The organism is Geodermatophilus amargosae (assembly GCF_900116515.1).
Classification (GTDB): Bacteria; Actinomycetota; Actinomycetes; order Mycobacteriales; family Geodermatophilaceae; genus Geodermatophilus; species Geodermatophilus amargosae.
This window is the reverse complement of the sequence record NZ_FPBA01000019.1, coordinates 1-22,440: the sequence shown is the minus strand read 5'-3', so window position 1 is coordinate 22,440 and position 22,440 is coordinate 1. Positions and strand designations below refer to the sequence as shown.

20 protein-coding genes are annotated in these 22,440 nt (G+C 70.6%); 13 read left to right on the top strand and 7 right to left on the bottom strand.

All coding sequences use genetic code 11. The annotated features are described in order from the left end of the window. Nucleotides 1-392 precede the first annotated feature (392 nt). Entirely contained in the window at nucleotides 393-2,633 is a 2,241-nt protein-coding gene (locus tag BM414_RS20585) for an acetoacetate--CoA ligase (RefSeq protein WP_245784871.1), read from the bottom strand. An 81-nt stretch (nucleotides 2,634-2,714) separates the two neighbouring features. On the opposite strand from BM414_RS20585, the gene BM414_RS20580 reads away from it, so the two are divergent. The 12 genes from BM414_RS20580 to BM414_RS20525 all read left to right on the top strand — a co-directional run bounded on the left by BM414_RS20580 (nucleotide 2,715) and on the right by BM414_RS20525 (nucleotide 15,020). Next, on the top strand, nucleotides 2,715-3,677 hold the full coding sequence (locus tag BM414_RS20580; RefSeq protein WP_093582497.1) for a cyclase family protein: 963 nt from the start codon (nucleotides 2,715-2,717) through the stop codon (nucleotides 3,675-3,677). A 7-nt stretch (nucleotides 3,678-3,684) separates the two neighbouring features. Continuing rightward, nucleotides 3,685-5,331 (top strand): AMP-binding protein, encoded by a 1,647-nt coding sequence (locus BM414_RS20575; RefSeq protein ID WP_093582495.1) that lies wholly within the window; start codon nucleotides 3,685-3,687, stop codon nucleotides 5,329-5,331. Between the two features lie 83 nt (nucleotides 5,332-5,414). Further along, nucleotides 5,415-6,467 carry an NAD(P)-dependent alcohol dehydrogenase gene (locus tag BM414_RS20570; protein WP_093582493.1) on the top strand — a complete coding sequence of 351 codons (1,053 nt, stop codon included), beginning with the start codon at nucleotides 5,415-5,417 and terminating at the stop codon, nucleotides 6,465-6,467. Between the two features lie 10 nt (nucleotides 6,468-6,477). Further along, on the top strand, nucleotides 6,478-6,798 hold the full coding sequence (locus BM414_RS20565) for an EthD family reductase (protein ID WP_217644844.1): 321 nt from the start codon (nucleotides 6,478-6,480) through the stop codon (nucleotides 6,796-6,798). Between the two features lie 59 nt (nucleotides 6,799-6,857). Then, a complete protein-coding gene (locus tag BM414_RS20560; protein ID WP_245784870.1) occupies nucleotides 6,858-8,627 on the top strand; it encodes a PHA/PHB synthase family protein in 1,770 nt (589 codons plus the stop codon). Next, a complete protein-coding gene (locus tag BM414_RS20555; RefSeq protein ID WP_093582487.1) occupies nucleotides 8,624-9,682 on the top strand; it encodes a phosphotransferase family protein in 1,059 nt (352 codons plus the stop codon). The genes BM414_RS20560 and BM414_RS20555 overlap by 4 nt, the downstream gene beginning before the upstream one ends. A 67-nt stretch (nucleotides 9,683-9,749) precedes the next feature. Next, nucleotides 9,750-11,033, top strand: a complete 1,284-nt coding sequence (locus tag BM414_RS20550) for an acyl-CoA dehydrogenase family protein (protein ID WP_245784869.1) — start codon at nucleotides 9,750-9,752, stop codon at nucleotides 11,031-11,033. Continuing rightward, nucleotides 11,030-11,875 carry an SDR family oxidoreductase gene (locus BM414_RS20545; protein ID WP_093582483.1) on the top strand — a complete coding sequence of 282 codons (846 nt, stop codon included), beginning with the start codon at nucleotides 11,030-11,032 and terminating at the stop codon, nucleotides 11,873-11,875. Before BM414_RS20550 ends, BM414_RS20545 begins: the two co-directional genes overlap by 4 nt. Beyond that, nucleotides 11,872-12,651 carry an enoyl-CoA hydratase-related protein gene (locus tag BM414_RS20540; protein ID WP_093582481.1) on the top strand — a complete coding sequence of 260 codons (780 nt, stop codon included), beginning with the start codon at nucleotides 11,872-11,874 and terminating at the stop codon, nucleotides 12,649-12,651. The genes BM414_RS20545 and BM414_RS20540 overlap by 4 nt, the downstream gene beginning before the upstream one ends. Before the next feature lie 135 nt (nucleotides 12,652-12,786). Next, entirely contained in the window at nucleotides 12,787-13,203 is a 417-nt protein-coding gene (locus tag BM414_RS20535; protein ID WP_093582479.1) for a nuclear transport factor 2 family protein, read from the top strand. 441 nt (nucleotides 13,204-13,644) lie between these two features. Next, complete coding sequence (locus BM414_RS20530; protein WP_093582477.1) at nucleotides 13,645-14,733, top strand: SDR family oxidoreductase; 1,089 nt, start codon at nucleotides 13,645-13,647, stop codon at nucleotides 14,731-14,733. 44 nt (nucleotides 14,734-14,777) lie between these two features. Then, a complete protein-coding gene (locus BM414_RS20525; RefSeq protein WP_093582475.1) occupies nucleotides 14,778-15,020 on the top strand; it encodes a transposase in 243 nt (80 codons plus the stop codon). Between the two features lie 350 nt (nucleotides 15,021-15,370). On the opposite strand, the gene BM414_RS20520 is transcribed toward BM414_RS20525, so the two are convergent. Further along, complete coding sequence (locus BM414_RS20520; RefSeq protein WP_093582474.1) at nucleotides 15,371-15,649, bottom strand: hypothetical protein; 279 nt, start codon at nucleotides 15,647-15,649, stop codon at nucleotides 15,371-15,373. 56 nt (nucleotides 15,650-15,705) lie between these two features. After that, on the bottom strand, nucleotides 15,706-17,400 hold the full coding sequence (locus BM414_RS20515) for a S8 family serine peptidase (protein WP_175551713.1): 1,695 nt from the start codon (nucleotides 17,398-17,400) through the stop codon (nucleotides 15,706-15,708). Nucleotides 17,401-17,749: 349 nt separating this feature from the next. On the opposite strand from BM414_RS20515, the gene BM414_RS29560 reads away from it, so the two are divergent. After that, entirely contained in the window at nucleotides 17,750-17,893 is a 144-nt protein-coding gene (locus tag BM414_RS29560; RefSeq protein ID WP_175551712.1) for a hypothetical protein, read from the top strand. A 130-nt stretch (nucleotides 17,894-18,023) separates the two neighbouring features. Here the strand turns inward: BM414_RS29560 and BM414_RS20510 are convergent, their stop codons facing one another. The 4 genes from BM414_RS20510 to BM414_RS20495 form a co-directional block, all read right to left on the bottom strand. Beyond that, nucleotides 18,024-19,157 carry a site-specific integrase gene (locus BM414_RS20510; RefSeq protein WP_093582470.1) on the bottom strand — a complete coding sequence of 378 codons (1,134 nt, stop codon included), beginning with the start codon at nucleotides 19,155-19,157 and terminating at the stop codon, nucleotides 18,024-18,026. Nucleotides 19,158-19,198: 41 nt separating this feature from the next. Continuing rightward, the gene (locus BM414_RS20505) at nucleotides 19,199-19,414 is read right to left on the bottom strand and encodes an excisionase family DNA-binding protein (RefSeq protein WP_217644843.1); all 216 of its coding nucleotides are present in this window, start codon (nucleotides 19,412-19,414) and stop codon (nucleotides 19,199-19,201) included. Nucleotides 19,415-20,154: 740 nt separating this feature from the next. Beyond that, nucleotides 20,155-21,285, bottom strand: coding sequence for a DUF2332 domain-containing protein (locus tag BM414_RS20500; protein ID WP_175551711.1), 1,131 nt, complete (start codon nucleotides 21,283-21,285; stop codon nucleotides 20,155-20,157). An 850-nt stretch (nucleotides 21,286-22,135) separates the two neighbouring features. Beyond that, nucleotides 22,136-22,440: hypothetical protein (locus BM414_RS20495; protein WP_217644842.1), on the bottom strand; the 305-nt coding region annotated here is incomplete at its 5' end.

Here is a 22,440-nt window from a genome sequence, read left to right as displayed (position 1 = left end):
CTCCGGTGGCGTCGCCCGCGCCCTTCGGGAGCTCGTGCAGGGCCTCGAGCAGGGCCAGGACGCCGTCGTCTTCACCTCGGCCGGCGTCATCGCGACCGTCTGCGCCGACCTGCTCGGTACCGGCGCGGCCGGACTGGCGGCGCTCAACCGGGTGCGGTCAACGGCGCCGTCAGCAGGCTCTCGGTCGGCCGGTCGGGGTCGACGCTGTTCACCTTCACCGAGCACACCTACCTCGGCGGCGAGCACCTCCCGTATCGGTGAGGGCCCAGCGGCGGCCGTCCGGTCCCGACGCGCCAAGTCTCGACTCGAGGCTGTTCAGGTAGCCGCCGCGGCAGGTTGTCCGGGGAGGTGATCGCCGTTCTCCCCGAGGAGCCGGCACCCGACCGTGACGGTCACCTGCTCGGGCGGGGTTCAGGGGAAGTCGGGGCCGCGAACCACGACAGCAGGTCCGGCCGGTCCACCGCGCCGTCGGAGACGGCAGCATCGACATCCGTGCCTTGCAATATCCGTTTCACCGGGATCTCGAGTTTCTTGCCGGTGAGCGTCCGTGGCACCCCTGGGGCGGCGACGATCTCATCGGGAACGTGTCGCGGGGACAACTCCTGCCGCAACGCCCGCACGATCCGCTCCCGTAGGCCGGCGTCGACCTCGACACCGGCAGCCGGGACGACGAAGAGCCGCAGGGAGTAGCCGCCATCGGGAAGCTCGATCCCAACCGCGAGGCTGTCGGTGATCTCCGGCATCGATTCCACGACGCCGTAGATCTCGGCCGAGCCCAACCGCACGCCGCCCCGGTTAAGCGTCGCGTCCGAGCGGCCGGACACGACGACGCTGCCCCGCTCGGTGAGGGTGATCCAGTCGCCCTGCCGCCAGACGCCGTCGAAGGTCTCGAAGTACGAGGACCGGTACCGCGCCCCCTCCGGGTCCCGCCAGAACCCGACCGGCATCGACGGCATGGGTGCGGTGAGGACGAACTCACCCACCCGGCCCACAAGCGGCCGCCCGTCGGGGTCGTAGGCCGCCGCGGCCACGCCGAGCCAGCGGCCGGAGATCTCCCCTTGCCAGACCGGTAGCAACGGGCTGCCGCCGAAGAATGCCGTGCAGACGTCCGTGCCGCCGCAGATGGAGTCGATACGGACCTGCGGGCCCAGCTGGTCGCCGAGCCACTGCCAGCCGGAGAGGGGCAGTGGGGATCCGGTGGGGATGACCGTCCGCAGGCGCGCACGCGTATCGCCCGGCACCACGACACCGGCCTTGGCGCACGCGGCCGCGTACGCCGAGCCCATCCCGAGCACGCTCGCACCCGTCCGTGCAGCCACCTGCCAGAGGGCATCAGGGGAAGGGTGCGCGGGGCTGCCGTCGTAGAGGACGACGGTGCTGCCGTGCAGCAGGCCGCCCACGAGGAAGTTCCACGCCATCCAGCTCGTCGAGCTGGGGAAGAAGAAGGTGTCGTCCGGCCGGAGGTCCAGGCAGAGGCCGAGGGCCTTCAGATGCTCGACGACGATGCCGCCGTGGCCGTGCACGATGCCTTTCGGCAAGCCGGTCGTCCCCGAGGAGAACAGCACCCACAGCGGAGCTGCAAAGTCCATCTGTTCGAACACCGGCTCCCTCGGCCGCGCGACGAGATCCGAATAGGGCAGGTCCTCGGAGGGGGTGAGTGGAGCGTCCGGATACAGGGACTGCACGATGATCAACGTGTGGACGGAGGGCATCGCCGCGCGCAGCTGCGCGACGACGTCGCGCCGGTCGTGCTCGCGGCCGGCCCAGCGGTAACCGTCGACGGCGATGAGCACCGTGGGCTCCACCTGACCCAGGCGGTCGACCACGCTGCGCAGCCCGAAATCGGGGGCGCACGACGTCCACACGGCCCCGAGGCTCGCCGTGGCGAGCAGCGCCACCACCGCCTCGGGGATGTTGGGGAGGTAGGCCGCGACCCGGTCCCCGGGTCCCACGCCGAGGTCGCGCAGCGCGGCAGCGAGCGCCCCGACCTGACCCCGCAGCTCACTCCGCGAGACCTCGCGAGGTGGCCCTTCCTCCGCGACCGCGATGAGGGCGGGCCGGTCGCCCGACGCTCCGGACAGCAGGGCCTCGGCGTAGTTGAGCCGTGATCCCTCGAACCAGCGCGCCCCGGGCATCGCCCGGTCGCTCAGGACAGCGGAGTAGGGGTCAGACGCGGGCACGGCGAAGAACCGCCACACAGCGTCCCAAAAGTGCTCGAGCTCCTCGACCGACCAGCGCCAGAGGTCGTCGTAATCGGCGAAGGCGAGGCCGCGCTCACGCTCGAGCCACCGCAGGAACTCGACGACCCGGCTGCTCTCCCGGTCGGCCGCTGTCGGCTGCCACAGCACCGGAGGCGCACCCGGCCCATCCTGCGGCTGGGTGTGGGCCACCTGCGTCCTCCTCGAGCGAGGCTCGTCCGTCGGACGACGAGGCTGATGCTCGTCGGCATCCGCAAGTGGACGCAGTCTGCCCGAGCGCCGACGCCAGGTCGAGCGCGGCCGACGGGAAGGGCCGCGTCCGACCGGCGCCGGCCCGGCATGCGCATGACGACGGATCGCGGCCTGCGGTCCGGGACGCTGCCGCCGCGCCACGTCCCAGAGATCGGTCCCTCGGTTGCCTCGCGGACCGGCCACGAGTATGACCTGGATCACAGTGCATTCGTCAGCCGTCCGCCCGCGGTCACGCCGTGGATGCCGCAATGTCCAGGAGGACCCATGACCGAGACCACCGTTCCTGCCGTCGGCGAGGTCTTGAAGGACGCACCCAGCAACTGGGGCAAGTGGGGTCCGGACGACGAGGTGGGCGCGCTGAACTACCTGGGTCCGGAGCAGGTGCTGGCCGCCGCACAGCTGATCCGCTCGGGCAAGGTCTTCACCCTGCAGCGCCTCATCGGCGATCCGAAGGGGGACCCTGTCTGGCCGGGCCGGACGCCGGCAGAGCGCACGCAGATCCTCGACGAGGGTGACTGGGACGAGGGCGGCAGCGGACCGGCCTTCCCCGGTGGTCTGCACTACGCCGACGACAAGATCAATGCGTTCCTGCAGGGCTCGACGCAGTACGACGGTCTGGGGCACGTCTGGTACGACGGCAAGATCTGGAACGGTTACGACGCCCGCACGACGATCGGGGGTCTGGACAAGGCCAGCGTCGAGCCGATCGCCCAGCGGGGTGTGGTCGGCCGCGCCGTCCTCCTGGACATGGCCCGCTTCCGGGGCAAGCCGACCCTGGAGGCCGCGGAGACCTTCACCCACGAGGACCTGCTGGCCTGCGCGCAGGCCCAGGGGGTGGAGCTCCGGAAGCGCGACATCCTGGTCATCCGCACGAACTTCCTGCAGCTGTTCTTCGAACTGGGTGACAAGTTCTACGAGGGGTTCTGCGAGCCGGGCCTGGTGTACAGCCCCGAGCTCGTGCAGTGGTTCGCCGACATGGAGATCCCGAACCTGGTCACCGACACGATCGCCAACGAGGTCACCTACGACCCGAACAACGGTGTGGCGCTGCCCCTGCACTGCGCGCTCATGCGCAACCTCGGCGTCACGCTGACCGAGATCGCCGACCTGGAGAAGCTCGCGGACGACTGCGCCGACGACGGTCGCTACGAGTTCTTCTACGCGGCCGCGCCGTTGAAGGTCGCCCAGGGCAGCGGGTCACCCGTCAACCCCCTCGCGATCAAGTAGGCCCGCCATGAGCGTCTACGACGAGCGCCCGTGGCTCGGCCTGTACGGCGACCAGGCGGCCGACAAGCAGCTCGAGTACGGCAACGCGCTGGAGATGTTCCGGGCGGGCGTGGCCGCCGATCCGGACGGCGCCGCGGTGAAGTACTTCGACGGGGTGCTGACGCGCGCCGAGCTCGACGAGCAGAGCGATGCCCTCGCCAGCGCCCTGCTGGCCAACGGCTTCGGCCGCGGTGACCGGCTCGCGGTCTACCTGCAGAACGTGCCGCAGTTCCTCGTCTGCATGGTCGGCACCTGGAAGGCCGGCGGAGTGATGGTCTCGATCAACCCGATGAGCCGCACCCGCGAGCTCTCCTACCTGCTCAAGGACTCCGGCGCGACGGTGCTGGTCTGCCTGGAGACGCTCTACGACGACGTGGCCCGCGGCGTGGTGCCCGACACCGACGTCACCGTGGTGCTGACGACCAGCGAGCTGGAGTACCAGAGCCGCAACGACGAACGGCTGTTCAAGGGCGTCAACCGGCAGCGCCACGACGGGACGACGGACTTCACCGAGCTGCTGCAGCAGCACGCAGGCCAGACGCCGCCGGCGGTCCAGTTCACCCCGAACGACGTCGCCTTCCTCACCTACACCTCCGGGACGACGGGAGTGCCCAAGGGGGCGATGAACACCCATGGCAACGTCGTGTTCACCGCATCCGTGTACCGGGACTGGGCCCGGTTCGCCCCCGGCGGGTCGGTGTTCGGGATCGCGCCGCTGTTCCACATCACCGGCCTCATCGGGCACATCGCCGTCAGCTTCCTCGCCCCGTCCACGCTCGTGCTGGCCTACCGGTTCGATCCGCAGGTCGTCCTCGACGCCCTGCTCGAGCATCGGCCGACGTACACGATCGGCGCGATCACCGCCTTCAACGCGCTGCTCGGATCCCCCGAGTTCAGCAAGGACCACTTCAGCTCCTTCACCTCGGTCTACTCCGGCGGGGCGGCCATCTCACCCACGGCCGAGCAGGCCTTCCTGGCCGAGACGGGCAAGCAGGTGCACAACGCCTACGGGCTGACCGAGACGACCAGCCCGATGACGCTGACGCCGTTCGGAGCGCCGTCCCCGGTGGACCCGACCTCCGGAGCCCTGTCGGTCGGCGTCCCCGTGCCCAGCACGATCGTGCGCATCCAGGGAGAGGACGGCCAGGACCTGCCGCTGGGGGAGGTCGGGGAGATCGTCGCGGAGGGCCCGCAGGTCGTCGCCGGCTACTGGGGAAAGCCGCAGGAGACCGCGGCCAGCCTGCCCGGCGGGGCGCTCAAGAGCGGCGACGTCGGCTTCATGAACCCCGAGGGCTGGATCTTCATCGTCGACCGCAAGAAGGACATGATCAACGCGTCCGGCTACAAGGTCTGGCCGCGCGAGGTCGAAGACGTGCTGGCCGAGCACCCGGCCGTCCGCGAGTCCGCCGTCGTCGGCGTGCCCGACGAGAAGCGCGGCGAGACGGTGAAGGCGTTCGTCAGCGTGAAGCCCGGGGCCACGGTCACCCCCGAGGAGCTGATCGCGCACTGCAGGGAGCGGATGGCCGCCTACAAGTACCCGCGGCAGGTCGAGATCATCGACGAGCTGCCCAAGACGGTCACCGGCAAGATCTTGCGCCGCGAGCTGCGGGAGTAGCTCTCAACCGGGCCGGCGCGGCCCGACTGCCGGCCCGTTCCCGCCACCGCCACCCATCCGCCGCGCCACGGGAGTGAGACACGATGCGAGCCGCCCTGCTGACCGAGTACCGCCACGACTTCGCCCTCGACACGGTCCCCGATCCCACGATCGAGTCCCCCGACGACGTGATCGTCCGGGTCGGGGCGGCCGGCTTCTGCCGCACCGACATCCACATGTGGGACGGCCAGTTCGACGCGGCGCAAAAGGCCGCCGGCATCGACCTGCCGTTCGTCTGCGGGCACGAGACCGCGGGCTGGGTCGCCGAGGTCGGGGAGGGCGTAAAGCACATCGCCGTCGGCGACGCGGTCCTGCTGCACCCGCTCGCGACGTGCGGGTACTGCCACGCCTGCCGGGCGGGCGATGACATGCACTGCACGGCCGGGGTGTTCCCGGGCCTGTTCGCCCCGGGCGGCTTCGCCGAGTACGTCAAGACCAACGCCCGCGCCGTCGTTCCGCTCAAGGGCGACCTGACACCGGTCGACGTCGCCCCGCTCGGGGACGCCGGGCTGACTGCCTACCGCGCCGTGCGCAAGGCCCTGCCGTTCGCCGTCCCGGGGAGCCGGACCGTCGTCCTCGGTGCGGGAGGCCTCGGGCACATCGGCATCCAGGCGCTGCGTTCACTGTCGCAGACCGAGATCATCGTGGTGGACCGCAACGCCGAGGCGCTCGAGCACGCCCGGGGCTGGGGCGCCGACCACGTCGTCCTCGCCCGCGAGGACCGCTCGCACGTCGCCGAGGTGCGCGACCTCACCGACGGCGCCGGCGCCGAGGTCGTCATCGACTACGTCGGGGAGGGCGGCGCGGAGAAGGACGGTGTCGAACTGCTCGGCGCCAACGGGGTCGACTTCCTCGTCGGCTACGGGGCCACGCTGGAGGTGGAGATCCTGAGCCAGGCGCTGTTCCCCGAGACGAGCTTCGTCGGCAACATCTGCGGCAACTACAACGAGCTCGTGGAGCTGGTGGCGCTCGCCGCCCGCGGCGCGGTCACGCTCACCACGACGACCTTCCCGCTGGAGGGCGTCAACGACGCCCTGCACGCGCTCGACGAGGGCCGCATGATCGGGCGCGGCGTCCTCGTTCCCAATGAGAAGTGAGGAGCAGGCCGTGCTGAAGGTGACCTTCGTGGTGTACGAGAAGGCCGGCCTCGACCGGGCCGAGGCGCTGCGCTACTGGCGCGACACGCACGGCCCGATCGACGCGAAGATCCCGGGCCTCCAGCGCTACGTGCAGCAGCACGCCATCGCGGCCCCGGAGGGCGACCCGCCGTTCCTCGGTGTGGCCACCCTGACCTTCGCCGACGAGGACGCGTTCGGTGTCGCGGCGGCGTCACCCGAGTTCGCGGCTGCGATCGCCGACCTGGACAACTTCGCCGACGCGCAACGGCTGCCCACCGCCTTCGTCGAAGAGGTCGTGATCGTCGGCTGACCGCCGCGCCGTCGACACCGAGTTCCGGAGAGCGAGGGGGGAGAACGATGACCGCGGACGTGGGCAGAGCGTCGGACGGCCGGGACGACAGCCGGGGGGACGTGCCGCACGACGAGACCGACGCCGTGGAGGCGGTCGAGAACGGCGAGGCGGTCGCGATCCCGTCGGTCGGCGGCTTCCTGCGCGGTCTCGGCCTCGCGCTGGCGCAGGCCGGGCCGGTGAGCAGGGAGGCCACGCGCCTGGCTCGCGAATCCGTGCAGATCGCCCGCGGCACCGACGAGCACCTGCCGTCGCCGAAGGACAAGCGTTTCAGCGACCCGGCATGGTCGAAGAACCCGGTCTACCGGCGCGTGGGGCAGCTCTACCTGGCCGCCGGGGGCGCGGCGAGCCGGCTGGTGGACGATCTCGAGGCGCAGCAGATCGACTGGCACGACGTCGAGCGGGCCCGCTTCGCCGTCAACGCGCTGACCAGCGCGCTCGCGCCGACCAACACGACTCTCGGAAACCCCGCCGCGCTCAAGCACGCCTTCGACACGGCAGGCGCCAGCGTGCTGCGCGGACTGAAGAACCTCGCCCACGACGTCCGGCACAACGGCGGGATGCCGTCGCAGACCGACCGCACGGCCTTCACGGTGGGTCAGGACCTCGCTCTCACGCCCGGCGCGGTCGTGCACCGGACCGAGGTGGCCGAACTGATCCAGTACGCGCCGAGCACCCCGACGGTGCGCCGGCGGCCGGTCCTGGTGATCCCGCCGCCGATCGGTCGCTACTACTTCCTCGACCTGCGGCCCGGTCGCAGCTTCGTCGAGTACGCGGTGAGCCAGGGCCTGCAGGTGTTCATGCTCAGCTGGCGCAACCCACAGCCGGAGCAGGCGGACTGGGGCATGGACGACTACGGCCGCGGGATCGTGGCCGCACTCGACACGGTCCGGGAGATCACCGGCTCCGACGACGTCAACACCATCGGCTTCTGCGCCGGCGGCATCCTCATGTCGACGGTGCTCAGCCACCTCGCCCAGACCGATGCCCCGGTGGTGCACAGCGCCTCCTACGGCGTGACGCTGCTCGACTTCGACAGCGAGGCGCCGATCGGGGCGTTCTCCGCGCCGCGCCTGTTGGAGCTCGCCCAGCGCGACAGCCGGCGCAAGGGGATCATCTCCGCGCGCTCGATGGGGACCGTGTTCGCCTGGATGCGACCCGACGACCTCGTCTTCAACTACGTCATCAACCAGTGGCTGATGGGCGAGGACCCGCCGGTGTTCGACATCCTCGCGTGGAACGCCGACGGGACGAACCTGCCCGCCCGGCTGCACGAGCAGTTCCTCGGGATCTTCCGCGACAACACCCTGATCCGGCGGGGCGGTGTCTCGGTGCTCGGGACGCCGGTCGATCTCTCCCGGATCGAGGTGCCGACCTTCGTCACCGGGGCCGTGAACGACCACCTCACGCCCTGGAAGGGCTGCTACCGCACGACCCAGCTGCTGTCGGGACCGAGCACCTTCGTGCTCAGCAACGCCGGACACGTCGCGAGCCTGGTCAACCCGCCCGGCAACCCCAAGGCGACCTACTGGGCCGGTGGCAGGGCCGCCGGCACGGATTCGGAGACCTGGCAGGCGAGCGCCGAGAAGCACACGGGAAGCTGGTGGGAGGCCTGGGCCGAGTGGGTGCTCGAGCGCTCCGGTGAGGAGCGGCCCGCACCGGCCGACCTGGGCAGCGACGGTCATCCTCCGCTCGAACCCGCCCCCGGGTCGTACGTGCTGGATCGTGTGCCGGCTCCCGCAGCGCGGGAGCGGCCGGGGCGGTCGGCCGCGGGTGGCGTCGGACGGTGACCGGCGCACAGGCGGACCAGCGGCCGGGAACGGGGGAGGACCCACCCGGTCTCCCCCTGGCGGCCCTCGAGGAACACATCCGGCAGACGCTCCCGGAACTGCTGCAGGGGCCGCTGTCGGCGCAGCTGGTGGCCGGCGGGCGGTCCAACCTCACCTACCTGCTGACCGACGGGCGAGACCGCTGGGTGCTGCGTCGGCCTCCGCTGGGGCACGTGCTCGAGACCGCCCACGACATGGGTCGGGAGCACCGGCTGCTCGCGGCACTGTCGCCGACCGACGTACCGGTGCCCCGGCCCCTGCTGCTGGCCGGCGCGGAGGTGATCGGCGCGCCGTTCTACCTCATGGAGTACGCCGACGGGCAGGTACTGCGTGAACGGGCGCAGTTGGAGCGCCTGGACGCTCCCGCCGCAACCGCGCTGGCGGACGAGCTGGTCGACGTACTCGCCCGACTGCACCGACTCGATCCGCAGCAGGTGGGCCTGGGCGACCTCGGGCGGCCCGACGGTTATCTGGAGCGCCAGCTGCGCCGGTGGCGGCGCCAGCTCGAGTCGTCGCACAGCCGCGACCTGCCCGAACTCACTCGCCTGGCCGAGCGATTGGCCATGCGGATCCCGGACAGCCAGAGTGCCGCGATCGTCCACGGCGACTACCGGCTGGACAACGTCGTCGTCGATTCCGTGCTCGGACACATCGTGGCGGTCCTCGACTGGGAGATGGCCACCCTGGGCGACCCGCTGACCGATCTCGCGTCCACGCTCGTGTGGTGGGACGGGATGCGCGGCCTGGACAGCCCCGTCGCGGCCGTCCCGGCGGACGTGCCCGGCTATCCCGGTGGTGACCACCTCCTTGCGGCGTACGGCCGCCACAGCGACCTCGACCTCGAGCCGCTGCCCTGGTATCTCGGATTCGCGTTCTTCAAGATCGCCGCGATCTTCGAGGGGATCCACTTTCGATCCCAGCAGGGCCTGACGATCGGCGAGGGCTTCGAGCGCCTCGGCGACCTGGTGCCCCCCCTGGTCGAGCGCGGCCACGCCGCACTGAGCGGCACGACGTGACCCGATGGCACCGCCCGCCGCTGGGCAGTCGTGCCCGGCGGTCAGCTCTCCGTCCCTGGAGGATGTCGTGACCCAAGTCCGCGCCGACCACTTCCTCCCAGCGCCCTCGTCCCGCGCCGCCGAGCTGCACGAACGGATGCTCGCCTTCATGCGAGACCAGGTGTTGCCGGCCGAGGAGGAGTACCTCGCCCACCGCCGGGTTGCCGGCCCCGACGACCACGACGTCCCGCCCGTGATCGAGCGACTCAAGAAACAGGCGCGGGAGCGGGGCTTGTGGAACCTGTTCCTGCCGTCGGAGTCCGGACTCACCCAGTTGGAGTACGCGCCCATCGCGGAGCTGTCGGGCTGGAGCAACGACCTGGCGCCGGAGGCGATCAACTGCCAGGCGCCCGACACCGGGAACATGGAACTGCTGCACCTGCTCGGGTCGGAGGAGCAGAAGCAGAGGTGGCTGGAGCCGCTGCTGGCCGGTGAGATCAGGTCCGCGTTCGCCATGACCGAGCCCGACGTGGCCAGCAGCGACGCGACCAACATCGCCACCCGGATCGAGCGCGACGGCGACGAATACGTCATCTCCGGGCGGAAGTGGTGGACCAGCGGCGCCCTCGACCCGCGCTGCGCCGTGCTGATCGTCATGGGGAAGACCGACCCCGCGGCGCAGCCGCACCGGCAGCAGACCATGGTCCTCGTGCCGCTGGACACACCCGGGGCCACGGTCGTCCGGGACCTCCCGGTGTTCAACCACCACGACCAGCACGGGCACGCCGAGGTCGTCTTCGACGGAGCCCGGGTGCCGGTGAGCAACGTGGTGGGGGAGGAGGGAGGTGGCTTCGCGGCTGCCCAGGCGCGACTGGGTCCAGGCCGCATCCACCACTGCATGCGCGCGCTGGGTGCCGCCGAGCGCGCCCTGGCACTGATGGTCGAGCGGGCACGGTCGCGGGTCGCCTTCGGGCGCCCGCTCGCCGACCAGGGCGTCGTGCAGCAGCAGATCGCCGAGTCCCGGCTCGAGATCGAGCAGGCACGGCTGCTGTGCCACCGAGCCAGCCACGTCATCGACACGGCGGGCAACAAGGCGGCCCGTGACCTGGTGGCGATGGCGAAGGTCGCCGTCCCGCGGGCCGCCACCGCGGTCATCGACCGAGCGATCCAGGTGCACGGTGGCGCTGGCGTCACCGACGTCACCCCGTTGCCGTCCATGTACGGCTGGCACCGCGCAATGCGGCTGTTCGACGGCCCGGACGAGGTACACCTCCGGTCGATCGCCAAGGCCGAGATCGGCCGCACGCCTGTGCTACCCCCCGGCCGGACTGCGGCCGAGTCCCGCGGCACCGCCCGGGAGGCACGGCCATGACCACGCTCGCCGGGCTGACCCTGCTGATGTCGGGCGGCAGCCGCGGCATCGGGCTGGCGATCGCCACCCGAGCGGCGCAGGACGGAGCGAACGTCGTCCTCCTCGCGAAGACCGCAGAACCGCAGCCCCGGCTCGAGGGAACCGTGCACACCGCCGCGGCGCAGATCCAGGAAGCCGGCGGCCAGGCCCTGGCGGTCGTCGGCGACGTCCGCAACGACGACGACGTCACGCGGGCGGTGGACGCGGCCGTGGACAGGTTTGGCGGCATCGACATCGTCGTCAACAACGCCAGCGCGCTCGACCTGCGGCCCACTCGCGAGATCGACATGAAGAAGTACGACCTCATGCAGGACATCAACGCCCGCGGCACGTTCCTGCTGTCCAAGACCGCGATCCCGCACCTGGAGCGCAGCGCGCACGCGCACGTGCTGACCCTGTCGCCGCCGCTGGACCTGAGGCCCAAGTGGGCGGGCGCATACCTCGCTTACACCATGGCCAAGTACGGGACGAGCCTGGTGACCCTCGGATTGGCGGAGGAGCTGCGCGAGGCCGGGATCGCGGCGAACTCCCTGTGGCCGCGCACCACGATCGCCACCGCGGCGGTGGCCAACCTGCTGGGCGGCGAGGAGGCACTGGCCGGCTCGCGGACCCCGGCGATCATGGCCGACGCGGCGTACGCCGTGCCGGTGCGCGACCCTCGCAGCTGCACCGGCAACTTCTTCGTCGACGAGGAGGTCCTCGCCCATGAGGGCGTCACCGACCTCGAGGGGTATCGCACCGTGCCAGGCAGTAACCGGCTGGAGGCCGATCTGTTCCTCGAGCCGCTGGAGAGCGGCGCGTGAACCCGGTCCGTTACGAGTTCGGCGCGGGCGCTTCCCGCATCACCCTGGCCGCTCCGGGCAGGGGGAACTCGCTTGATCCCGAGACGGCGGAGGAGCTGCAGGGGGCGGTGCGCCGCGCCCGCCACGACGACGCCCGCGTCGTCGTGCTGCGCAGTGAGGGCCGCGCGTTCAGCGTCGGTGGTGATGTCGGCTCCTTCGCCGCGGCGGACGACCGAGAACGGCTGGTCGACGACCTCGCCGAGACCCTGCACCGGACCATCAGCGACCTGCACCGCATGGACGCCGTCGTGCTCTCGGTCGTACAGGGGGTGGCTGCGGGCGCCGGCGTGGCGCTGGCAGCTGCAGCGGACGTCGTCCTGGCGGGAGAGTCCGCGCGCTTCACCCTCGCCTACACCAAGCTCGGCCTGTCTCCGGACGGCGGCAGCTCGCTGCTCACCGCCTCGCTCGGCCTGCACCGGGCACTGCACCTGGCCCTGCTCAACCCGGTGCTCTCAGCCGAGCAGGCACAGGCCGCAGGGCTGGTCGCCGAGGTGCACCCGGACGCCGACCTCGAGGCCGCTGCCGATCGCGTCCTCGCCCAGTTGCTCGCGGGGTCGCGTACCGCCCAGGTCGCCGCGAAGCGACTGCTCCGCGAGGTTGCCGTGCCCTGGGCCGAGGGGGCGCTCCGCCGCGAGACCCTGTCGATCCGCGCCTGCGCCGACGGCGCGGATGGGCGGGAGGGCGTCGATGCGTTCGTCGCCAAGCGACCGCCGACTTTTCCCAGCGCCGCGCGGTGAGGTGACCGCCGCCTCCGGGCGGGACGTGACCGCCACATCTTCGTGCGATTGCCGCGGCTCCGGCGACATCAGCAGTTCCCCGGACAGATCGAGCGGCGCTGGCCTCGTCGTTGGCGGCGTCGCTGGCGTCCTCCAATGACGAGAACGTCTGGACGAGGACGGGCCCTGCTCGACGGTACGGAGTTCGAGCGCTTCTTCGCCCCGGACGTCGTCTGGACGACCACGGAGACCGGCGAGGGAACTCACGGACAGCAGGCGGTTCGAGACCTGATCATCGGCCTCCACTCCCGAGTCTTCGATGCCCGTCCAGAACTCGTGAGCCTGGTTTGTGGCGATGGGACTGCGATGATCGAGGCAGTCTTCGACAGCAGGCAGATCGGGGAGTTTGCAGGCGTACCGGCACACGGAGCCCATGTCCGCATCCCCTACGCCATGTCCTACGACGTGGCGGACGGAGTCATCACCGCAGTCCGGGCGTACTTCCCCATGACAGCGCTCCGCACTCGGCTCACGGAAGCCGGCCAGCCAGCGAGCGCGATGCCGACCACTTGAGCGCCGCACTCGGCCTGAGGGTCCCAACCTCTGCGGGGAAGACAGGACTCAACGAGGCGAGGCTGCAGCCACCAAGCCCGACCCGCCAGAGCCGAGGTTCACGGCCGCGGAACGGGTGCGGGTCGTGGCCTCGTCACGAGGCAGCGGTCGCGACGACGGATGACTGCACGGGCAGCCAAGGCGAACGGTGACCGAACGGCTCCCCGTGGACCCTGGAGACGCTGTTGCGCAGTCATCGCACGGAGACGCGGCGCTCGGCCCGGCCACCCGAGCAGTTCGGGTCTGCTGCACGAGTCCTGGCGCTGGTGCTCTTGACACCGCTTGAATCGGCCGAGAGTGTGATGTAGGCCACAGTGGGGCCGAACGTGCGCTCGCTTAACGGTTGTCAAGCTCTACGCGAGCGACTCTGCGCTCCCCGTCATGCCTTCTAGGAGTTGCGCCATGACGCACAAGGTCCTCGTCGCCGGAGCGAGCGGGCTCGTCGGGGCCGCCGTCGTGGACCGGTTCCTCGACGACGGCTGGGACGTCGTCGCGGTGTCGCGGCGCAAGCCGGAGGTCTTCAGCGACAAGCCCTTCACGCATCTCCCGGTGGATCTGCAGGACCAGAGCGCCTCGAAGGCAGCATTCACCGGAATCGCGGACGTGAGCCATGTCGTCTACGCAGCGGTCTACGAGAAGCCGGGCCTGGTCGCCGGGTGGACCGAGGAGGACCAGATGCAGACGAACCTCGAGATGCTGCAGAACCTCATCGAGCCGCTGTCCGGCGACGACGCCCTGGAGCACGTGACGCTGCTGCAGGGCACCAAGGCGTACGGGATCCACGTGCACCCGATGCGGGTACCGGCCCGCGAACGGTACCCGCGCGACGAGCACGCCAACTTCTACTGGCTCCAGGAGGACTACCTGAAGGAGAAGACCGCCGAGCGCGGGTTGCGGTACACGATCTTCCGCCCGCAGCTCATCGTCGGACCGAACTACGGCGTCGTGATGAACCTGCCGCCGGTCATCGGGGCCTACGCCGCGATCTGCAAGGAGGAGGGCCGACCGTTCTCCTTCCCGGGCGGGACGCCCTTCGTCTGGGAGGCGGTCGACACCCGCATCGTCGCGAACGCCATCCGCTGGGCCGCCACGGAGCCGACGGCCGACGGGCAGCACTACAACCTCACCAACGGCGAAGTGTTCGAGTGGCACGACCTGTGGCCGGCCCTGGCCGAGGAGCTCGGCGTCGAGGTGGGCCCCGACGAGCCGCTCAGCATGGCGGAGTACCTGCCGTCCAAGGCGGACGTGTGGGATCGCATCGTCGGCAAGCACGGCCTGCGCAGGATCAGCATGCAGGAGCTGCTGGGGGAGTCGCACCACTACGCCGACTTCTGCTTCCTCTATGGAGCCACCGAGAGCCCGCCGCTCGCGTTCGTCAGCACTGTCAAGATCAAACAGCACGGGTTCTGCGATGTGATGGACACCGAGGAGTCGTTCCGGCACTGGATCCGCGTGCTCCAGGAGCGCAAGGTGCTGCCACCGCGCGTCTAGGGCCTGTCTGGCGGATCTGCTCGCCGCGGGTGTAGGGCAGGTGGATGCAGGACCGGCATGACCTGACCGATGAGCAGTGGGCGGTGCTCGAGCCGCTGCTGCCCGACCGCACTCCGCGGCGAGGAGGCCGCTGGGGCGATCACCGCCCGGTGGTCGACGGGGTCCTCTGGCGCACCCGGACCGGGGCGCCCTGGCGGGACCTGCCGCCGGCCTATGGCCACTGGCAGACCGTCGGGACTGCCCCACTTGAGTTGACTCGGTTCGGTAGGGGCGATCAGGCCGCGTGAGCGGCCTGGGTCAGTGTCGCGGGGCACCCGTGAACGGTGTCCCGCGACACCGCAGTAGAGCGGGTGACGGGAATCGAACCCGCACAGTCAGCTTGGAAGGGAAAGGCTCCTGACATCCTTCCGTGCAGCTCGGACAGCCTATGCGCCCCCGCGCCGTGCCTTCGGCGTGCCTCAGCCTTCAGTTCGTCGACGGCGCTCCGGGACGTCGTCCCGGGCCGTCCCCGGGTCCGGTCTCGCCGGGCAGTGAGCGCGGTCACCCGGGGGGCCCATCTGTACTGCAGCCCTGTCCGCGGCAGCCGCCTCATCTGAGCGCGAGCCTCCGCGTGAACCGTTGGCCAGGTCGTCTTGCGTCAGCCCCGGGGAGTCCGTCGTTCGGGCGCGGGTCCCAGCCGATGCAGCTGTTTGGTTGCCTTCGGACGTGCGGTGGCGACGGGTCGAAGCGCTTCGACGGTCTCGTGCGCCGCCCGTGCCGAGATGAACCCCGGGGAGAGCACCTCGACGTTCGAGGCACCCTCGTCTCGCAGTCGCTGCGCCACCTGTTCGGCCGTGAACCCCTCCAGCGGCTCCAGGACGACGTCGACGTCGGACTGCCGACCGCCGAAGAACCACTCTCTCTCGTTGGAGGTCACTCTCGGCCCTCCTCACTCGCGCGGGCCGGATCGGAGACCCTGGCAGTGCTCAAAGGCTACGTCGCCCGCAGGGCTGCCGCGACGTCCAGCTTTCCGAGGCCGTAGGCGGGATCCCACGGCCCCGGACCGGTGTGCACGTCGCGCCGCACGCTGGCTCTCAGCAGGTCACGCACGTCGCCCAGGTTCCGATCAGGCTTCTGCTGCAGCAGCATTGCCACCGCACCTGTGACCACCGGTGCGGCCATGCTGGTTCCCGCGATCGTGAGCAGCTGGTCTCCGTTAGAAGCGAACCGGTCGTCGGCGGCGGACTCACTGCCCTGTGCGAGCGCCGCCGTGACCATCTGTCCCGGTGCCGAGACGTCCGGCTTCTGCCGCCCATCGCGCGACGGGCCCAGGCTACTGAAGGCGCTGGTCCGGCCCGGGACCAGGCGCGCGTCCTGCATCGGCCCTGAGTCGCTGTCCCATGCGTTACGGGTCACGTGGCTGGCGACGGCCAGGCAGCCATCGCCGGTGGCGGACAGTCCGACGGTGCGGGCGGATTCCGACATGGCGTGCGCCCGGAACGCGGCGAAGCCGCTGTTGTTGAACCAGCCGTCGAGGCGGCCGATCGTCGCCGCCCGGCAATTGATTCGCACTCGCCAGCCACGCAGTTCACCGTTGCCGGCTTGTGCCCGTACGTCGAGGGCGATCTGGTGCTCGATCAGATCACTGGGCCGGTAGCGCTGCTGCGCGAGGTCGATCGCGACGGCGGCGAAGGTTCGTCGGATGGCGCTTCCGCTCGGCGGTTCGTCGATAACCTCGCCTGCCGGTGTGACGAGCGAGATCGCGAACCGGTCCGCGCGAGCGTGCCAGAGCGTCAGCACGGCGAAGGCTGTTCCGTCGGACTGGCGTTGCAGGTCGAAGGGGACCTGCTCGGCTTGGCCGGGGTGGAACCTGCCACCGATGTGGATGTCGTCACCGCGCTCGTTGCCGGCGGAGACCACGATGATCTTGCCCGGACCCGTCAGCTGGCCGTGCAGGCGTTCTTCGGCGTCCGTCCCGTCGTGCGCGCCGAAGTGGTGGCCAAGGCTGAGGTTGACGACGCACGGCCGTGCGCCTGCCTTCCGGAAGACCCATGACACCGCGGTGTCCGTGTCGCGGAAGTTCGTCTTGACCAAGAGCAAGCGAGCGCCGGGCGCAACGCCCTCCAGCGCGCCGAACCTCGACCCGGCGGCGATGGCCGCGACGTGCGTGCCGTGGCCGTTCTCGTCCGCGCCCGGACCCCTGCCGCTGGCCCAGCCCTGCTCGAGTTGGCCGGTGCTGAACTCGCGGGGCTGTGCCAGGCTCTGGTCGAGCAGGCCCTCGACCCGCAGCTGGCCATTGGCGTCGCGGAACATCGGGTGGGAGAGATCGAACCCGGAGTCGACGATCCCGACGAGCACGCCCTCCCCGTCCTCGGCAAACGGGCGTTGGCCAGTCTGCGGGGCTACCAGCCCGATGTCGGGCAGCGCCGCGTCGAGGTGCGGCTGTGACAGCTTCTTCGTCTGCACGCGGCGGACCTCGGCGACCTCGGTCAGCCGGGCAAGGGTCTCCACGTCAGCGCGCACCGACAGAAAGTTCTGTGACAGCCGCAGGACCTCGCCGTCCCCCTTCACCCGGTCCGCCACTCCAGCTGCATCTCGGGCCTCCACGATTGCGGCGGCCGGAACACCGTTCCGCCATTCTTGCTCGGGTTCGGCGCTGGTGATTCCTGAGGCGCGGGCGGCGGCCATGCGGGAGCGGAGCTCTGGGCGCTGGTGAGCCTGTAGGCCGAGAGAAATGGATGCCTTGGGCAGTAGGGAGAACCGTTCAGTTGTCATGTCGCCTTCCTCCTTGGGTCCCGCGCCTTGCCGGCAGTCCAGGTCAGCATCTACGCGGGCGCGAACGGGCTCCGCCTATTGGCCGACCGAGCCGCCGGGCGGGCGGCGCATCAGTCACCCGGACCAGTGCGCTGTCCGCCGGCCAGAGGCTGCCCCGTGCCGTGGTCAGCCCGCTGGCTCACCTGCGCTTCACTTTTGGTCCTGCTGGTCTGGTTCGACGGTAGGAAGGCGAGGCCGCGCCGCAAGGCGCATCAGACTTCCCATGTACGACACGCGCGGGGCGCGCCCAAGGGTCTATTCGCGCCATCACAGCGACGATGTGTTCCGTCACTTTGTGCTGATGGAAATCCACATCAGCGGCTTTGAGGTCGCGCCGCCTGCCGACCCTGTACACGTGGAGCGGTGACGGGAGCGAACTCGCACGGCCCGCTTGGAAGGCAGGATCTTGTGAACTAGTCCTCGCTGGTCAGCGGCTTGTTTGAGTGTACGAGATGGCCTGCGTGACCACTATGTGACCAATCGCCTGTCGGCCGGCGTCACTCCGGCCGCTTGTTGATGTCGTTGGCCTTCGTCTCGCTGATGGCACCAAGCATGGCGTCGAGAGCTCGGGCGATGTCGGCGTCGCGGTCGTCGGCGGCGTGCTGGTAGAGGAGAGCGGCGGCGGGTGAGGAGTGGCCGAGCCGGCGCATGAGCTCCTTGGTGGTCGCGCCGGTGGCCGCGGCGAGGGTGGCGCCGGTGTGGCGGAGCTCGTGCGGTCGGACTGCGGGCAGGCCGATGGCGTCGGCGGCGCGGCGGAAGGTCGAGTTCCAGTTGCTGCGGGCCAGGTAGCCGCCGGAACTGGTGGAGAACACGAGCGCGTCCGGAGAAGTGGGGACGTGCTTCTCCAGGTGGTCCTCCAGTACCGCCGCGATGGCGGCGGGCAGGGCCACGGTGCGATGTCCGGCGTCGGTCTTGGGTTCGCCGACGACCCACCGTCCGCCCACGCGGCGAACCGAGCGCTCGACACGCAGCAGCCCGTTCCCTCGGACGTCGGAGCGCCGCAGCGCGGTGGCCTCGCCGAACCGGAGTCCGCCGAAGGCCAGCACGAGCACGAGTGCGCGGTAGCGCTCGGTTCTCCGGTCCCGCCCCAATTGTTCGGCCAGTTGCAAGGCCTCTGTCGCCGTGAGTGCGCGGGACGGCCGGGAGGCCTTCGGTGTGCCGGCGCCGCGCAACCGGCAGGGGTTGGAAGCGATGGCCTCGTCGGCGACCGCGACGTTGAGGATGGCCCGCAGGAGCTGGTACGCCTGCGCCAGTGCCGTTGGGCCTGTCGTCCGGCCGGCCTTGGCGTGCCAGGAGCGGACGGCGGCGGGGGTGACCTCGTCGACGGGGACGTCCGTCCATGGCGTGGCGAGATGGTGACGCCACAGGCCCCCGTAGAGGACGCGGGTGCCCTCGCGGAGGTCGTTGCGGGCGAGGTACTCCTGGGCGTAATCGCCGACGGTCCGGCTACTGGCGTTCGGTGCTCGCCAGCTCTTGCGGAGGAGGTCGGTCTGCTGGGTGGCCAGCCAGGCCCAGGCGTCAGCCTTGCTGTTGAAGATCTTGGTGTGCCGCTGACCATCGGGGCCGAGGTACCGAGCCCGGTGGCGGCCGCTCGGGAGCCGGTCGACCGACCCAAACGTTCGCTTGGTCATGCCGCGACTCTGTCGGGAGCGTCGGCGGTTGTCCGCCTTCGTTACCGCTGGCTGTGGACGCGGCCGGCGTCCACAAAGGCGTCTAGCGTGGCGCGCTCGAGGCGCACATACTTGCCCACTTTGACGTAAGCAATCCGTCGCTCGGTGATCAGCCGGCGGACGAAGCGCTCCCCGGTGCCGAGGAACTCACCGGCCTGCGCGACGGTGAGTAGGGGGCCCCGGTCGATGTCTCGCCCCTGCGCTGCTCGCATCGTCATGGGATCGAGCGTCGCCGCCCCGCTGCAGCGCTTCTCCGGTTGTCCCTCCGGCCACCTGCTTACCGGGTGACCTCGTGACTCCAGGATGTGGACACAAGTTTTGAGGTCACGATGGTGCCGACGGGAACATCGCATCGCAGGATGTTGTGCCATGGCTGCGCACGTGCGCAGCGTTGCTCAGTCGAGCGACCACAAAATCGCAGATTATTGGTTCGAGTCCAATCGGGGGAGCAAAACTCCTGGTCAACGCGATGATGACCCTCGCCAGCGGTTTATGAACCCTATAAAACCCCCATCTTCGGTGCTCGCCGCTGCTGGCGCGCTCCCTGCGTCGGCGCGGCTGCTCGACCGAGGTCGCCAGAGTCCCCGGCCTCCCGGTCAGCAACGGCTTGCCCGAGACCGACCCACGTCAGCGGCGGGGACCGGCGTCTCGGGCATGGATTTCTCGTCGAGAGGTTGTGCTCGTCGCTCCCCAGGAGAAGTGAGCTGCTCCGGCCCGGGAGGTCTCTACGCGGAGTGACCCATGCCGTAGCGGCTAGATGTCGCTGCTGAACTGCCTGAGCGCGGCGATCCCGGCGCGGGAGCGGGTGGTCACCTGCGAGGAGGTCTTCTAGCTGCCGGAGGAGGCGGGCGTGGTGGTGATGGTCAATGCGGCCGACGTCGACGGCCGTCCCCGCGACCGACCTCTGGGTGCGACCGGCACAGTGCTGTACCCCGAGAGCCTGCCGAGCTGGTGACCGTCAGGGCGCCGCGGTCCACTCCAACCACGCGGCGCCGGGGTGGGCCCGGCCCAGAACGGTGCCGCGGCGCACCCCGTTCCGGATGTTCACCCGGCCGATCACGCCGAACACGCCGCCGTCGCGGTTGTCCCGCAGCCAGGTCGGTGGGACCTTCAGGCCCTGCACCGTCCCGGTCGCGGCCGGTCCCAGCGGGACCAGTGGGTCGACCGAGATCCACTCCACGTCGCGGACCTGCCCGATCCGCGCGACTGCCTCCCGGAAAGCGGACAGGCGCTCCGGCGGCAGGAACACGTGCACATAGGTGTCGACCAGGCAGAGCAGCGTATCCGGCGGAACCTCCTCGACCACCGTGGGCAGCAGCTCGACGAGATCACCGCGCAGGCCCGGCGCGGGGTGCGCTCGGGCCACCTCGACGGCGGCGGCGAACCGGGTGACCGCGCCGACCTCCGGCGGCACGCAGGCGGCTAACCACCGCGCCGTGGCAGCGTCGGTGAGGTCCAGCGGCTCGGCGTCGACGCCGAGTCGGAGCGCTACGGCGGGTAGCCGAGGCAGGACCGGCGGTCGCCCTCTGCCGCGCACGGAGCAGGACAGCCGCACCGGCGACCGCACGTCCCCGGCGCTCGACTCGGTGCCGTCGGGGAGGCGGTAGGTGTAGTGGTAGCGGTCCAGGTGCAGGCCCAAGCCAGCACCGGTGCCAAGGTCGACCAGCGCCAGAGGCCGCGGGTCCTCCGCAGCGATCGCGGCGAGCGCGGGAACCACATCCAGGCACCGGCCCACCTCGTTCATCTGGTAGCGGTGCTCACGGCACAGCCGGGCCAGGACGGAGGCCTCGGACCGGGCGAAGGCCTGCAGCGCCGGGCGGAATCCCTCGTCCGGCGGTGGCTGCCCACCGCCGGGTCGCGGATAGTAGGCGGCCAGCCGGGCTGGGCCGCGCTCGTCGAGGTGGAACCTGAGCGCGGCGCTGAGCACCAGCGGCGGCAGCCGGTCCAGCGGCACCGCCGCAGCCAGGCTGAGCAGCTCATCGTCCTCCGCGATCGCGGTGAACGTCGCAGCGGTCAGCCACCAGCTGGGCGGCGCATCCGGCGGCGACCAGGCCGCCGCGATGGACCGAGCCTGCTCCGCCACCGTCACCCGACGATCCCGGTCCACACCCGCAGGCTCGCCGATGGCCACCGGCCCGTCAACGGGCGGGTCCATCAGGTGCGGTCGGGCACCCGCACGGCCGGCCCGTGCCGACGATTGGGCTGTCACCGGCGGCAGAGCTCCGGTTGAATCGGGCGCCGCACCGTCGCAAGAAGGCCCGGGTCCGGGTGCCGCCTGGGGCGCCCAGCGCCGAAACCGAAGCACCCGTGGACTAAGCGGGGCCGGCACCAGCCGACACGAACGGCCTCTGCTCAGACTGAGGAGACGTCGCACCGGTCGGTGGGTAGGCGGCGCGCGCACGCGCACGTCCCGGCCGGTCCGATGAGGTCGGTGATCGTCGCGGCACCGAGGTCGCACTGAGCCAGGGGTTCGTAGGACCGCCCGCCGAGGCTGCGCTCGACGACCCCATGCTGTCACCCCAAACCGTGCACGACCCGATGATCAATCCTAGTGACTCGGGCGCCGTCGCCCTCCCCTGCCCGCGCTGGTGCGCCGCCGGCGACTGCCAGTGGGCCCCTGACGGCGAAGAATGGACGCAGGCGACGACCACCCTCTCGACGGGCAGACCGGACAACGTCAGATAGGCAGGGTAATTTCAGTAAGTCTGTCAACGAGGGCCGAAGCAACGCAGAGGGCGCGGAGTTGACCCGTGCCGCGGCCTCGGTGTCTGCCTCATCGGTGACGCAGGTCGGCTGGTGGTTGGCTGATCGACCCGTCGGGACAGGACGCGGATGACGACGGGTAGGGGCTCTCCGCGAGTCCCCACCCGTCGTCAGTCAAGCCCGAGCTGCCGCGCGGTCCCGGAGGGTGCGTGGCAGGCCGGTGTGGTTGGCCGCGCTCAGCAGGCGTTCGCCTGGTTGCCCTGCCCGGGATTCCTCACGCAGCTACCGGTGATCCGCGTCTGAGTCATCACGATGGGTGCGCCGGGGGCCTCGGTGACGACCACGACGCTGTCGGTGGGCGTGCGCTCGACCGTGACCACGGGCTCGGCGGGAGCGGTCGTCGTGGTGGTCTCGGAGAAGGCCTCGCCCTCGGTGACGGTGACCTCGGGATCTGCGGGCACGACCTGCTCGGTCACGATCGGCTCACCAGCAGCCCGGGTCACCGTCACGATCGGGTCCCCCGCAATCGTCGTGGTCGTGG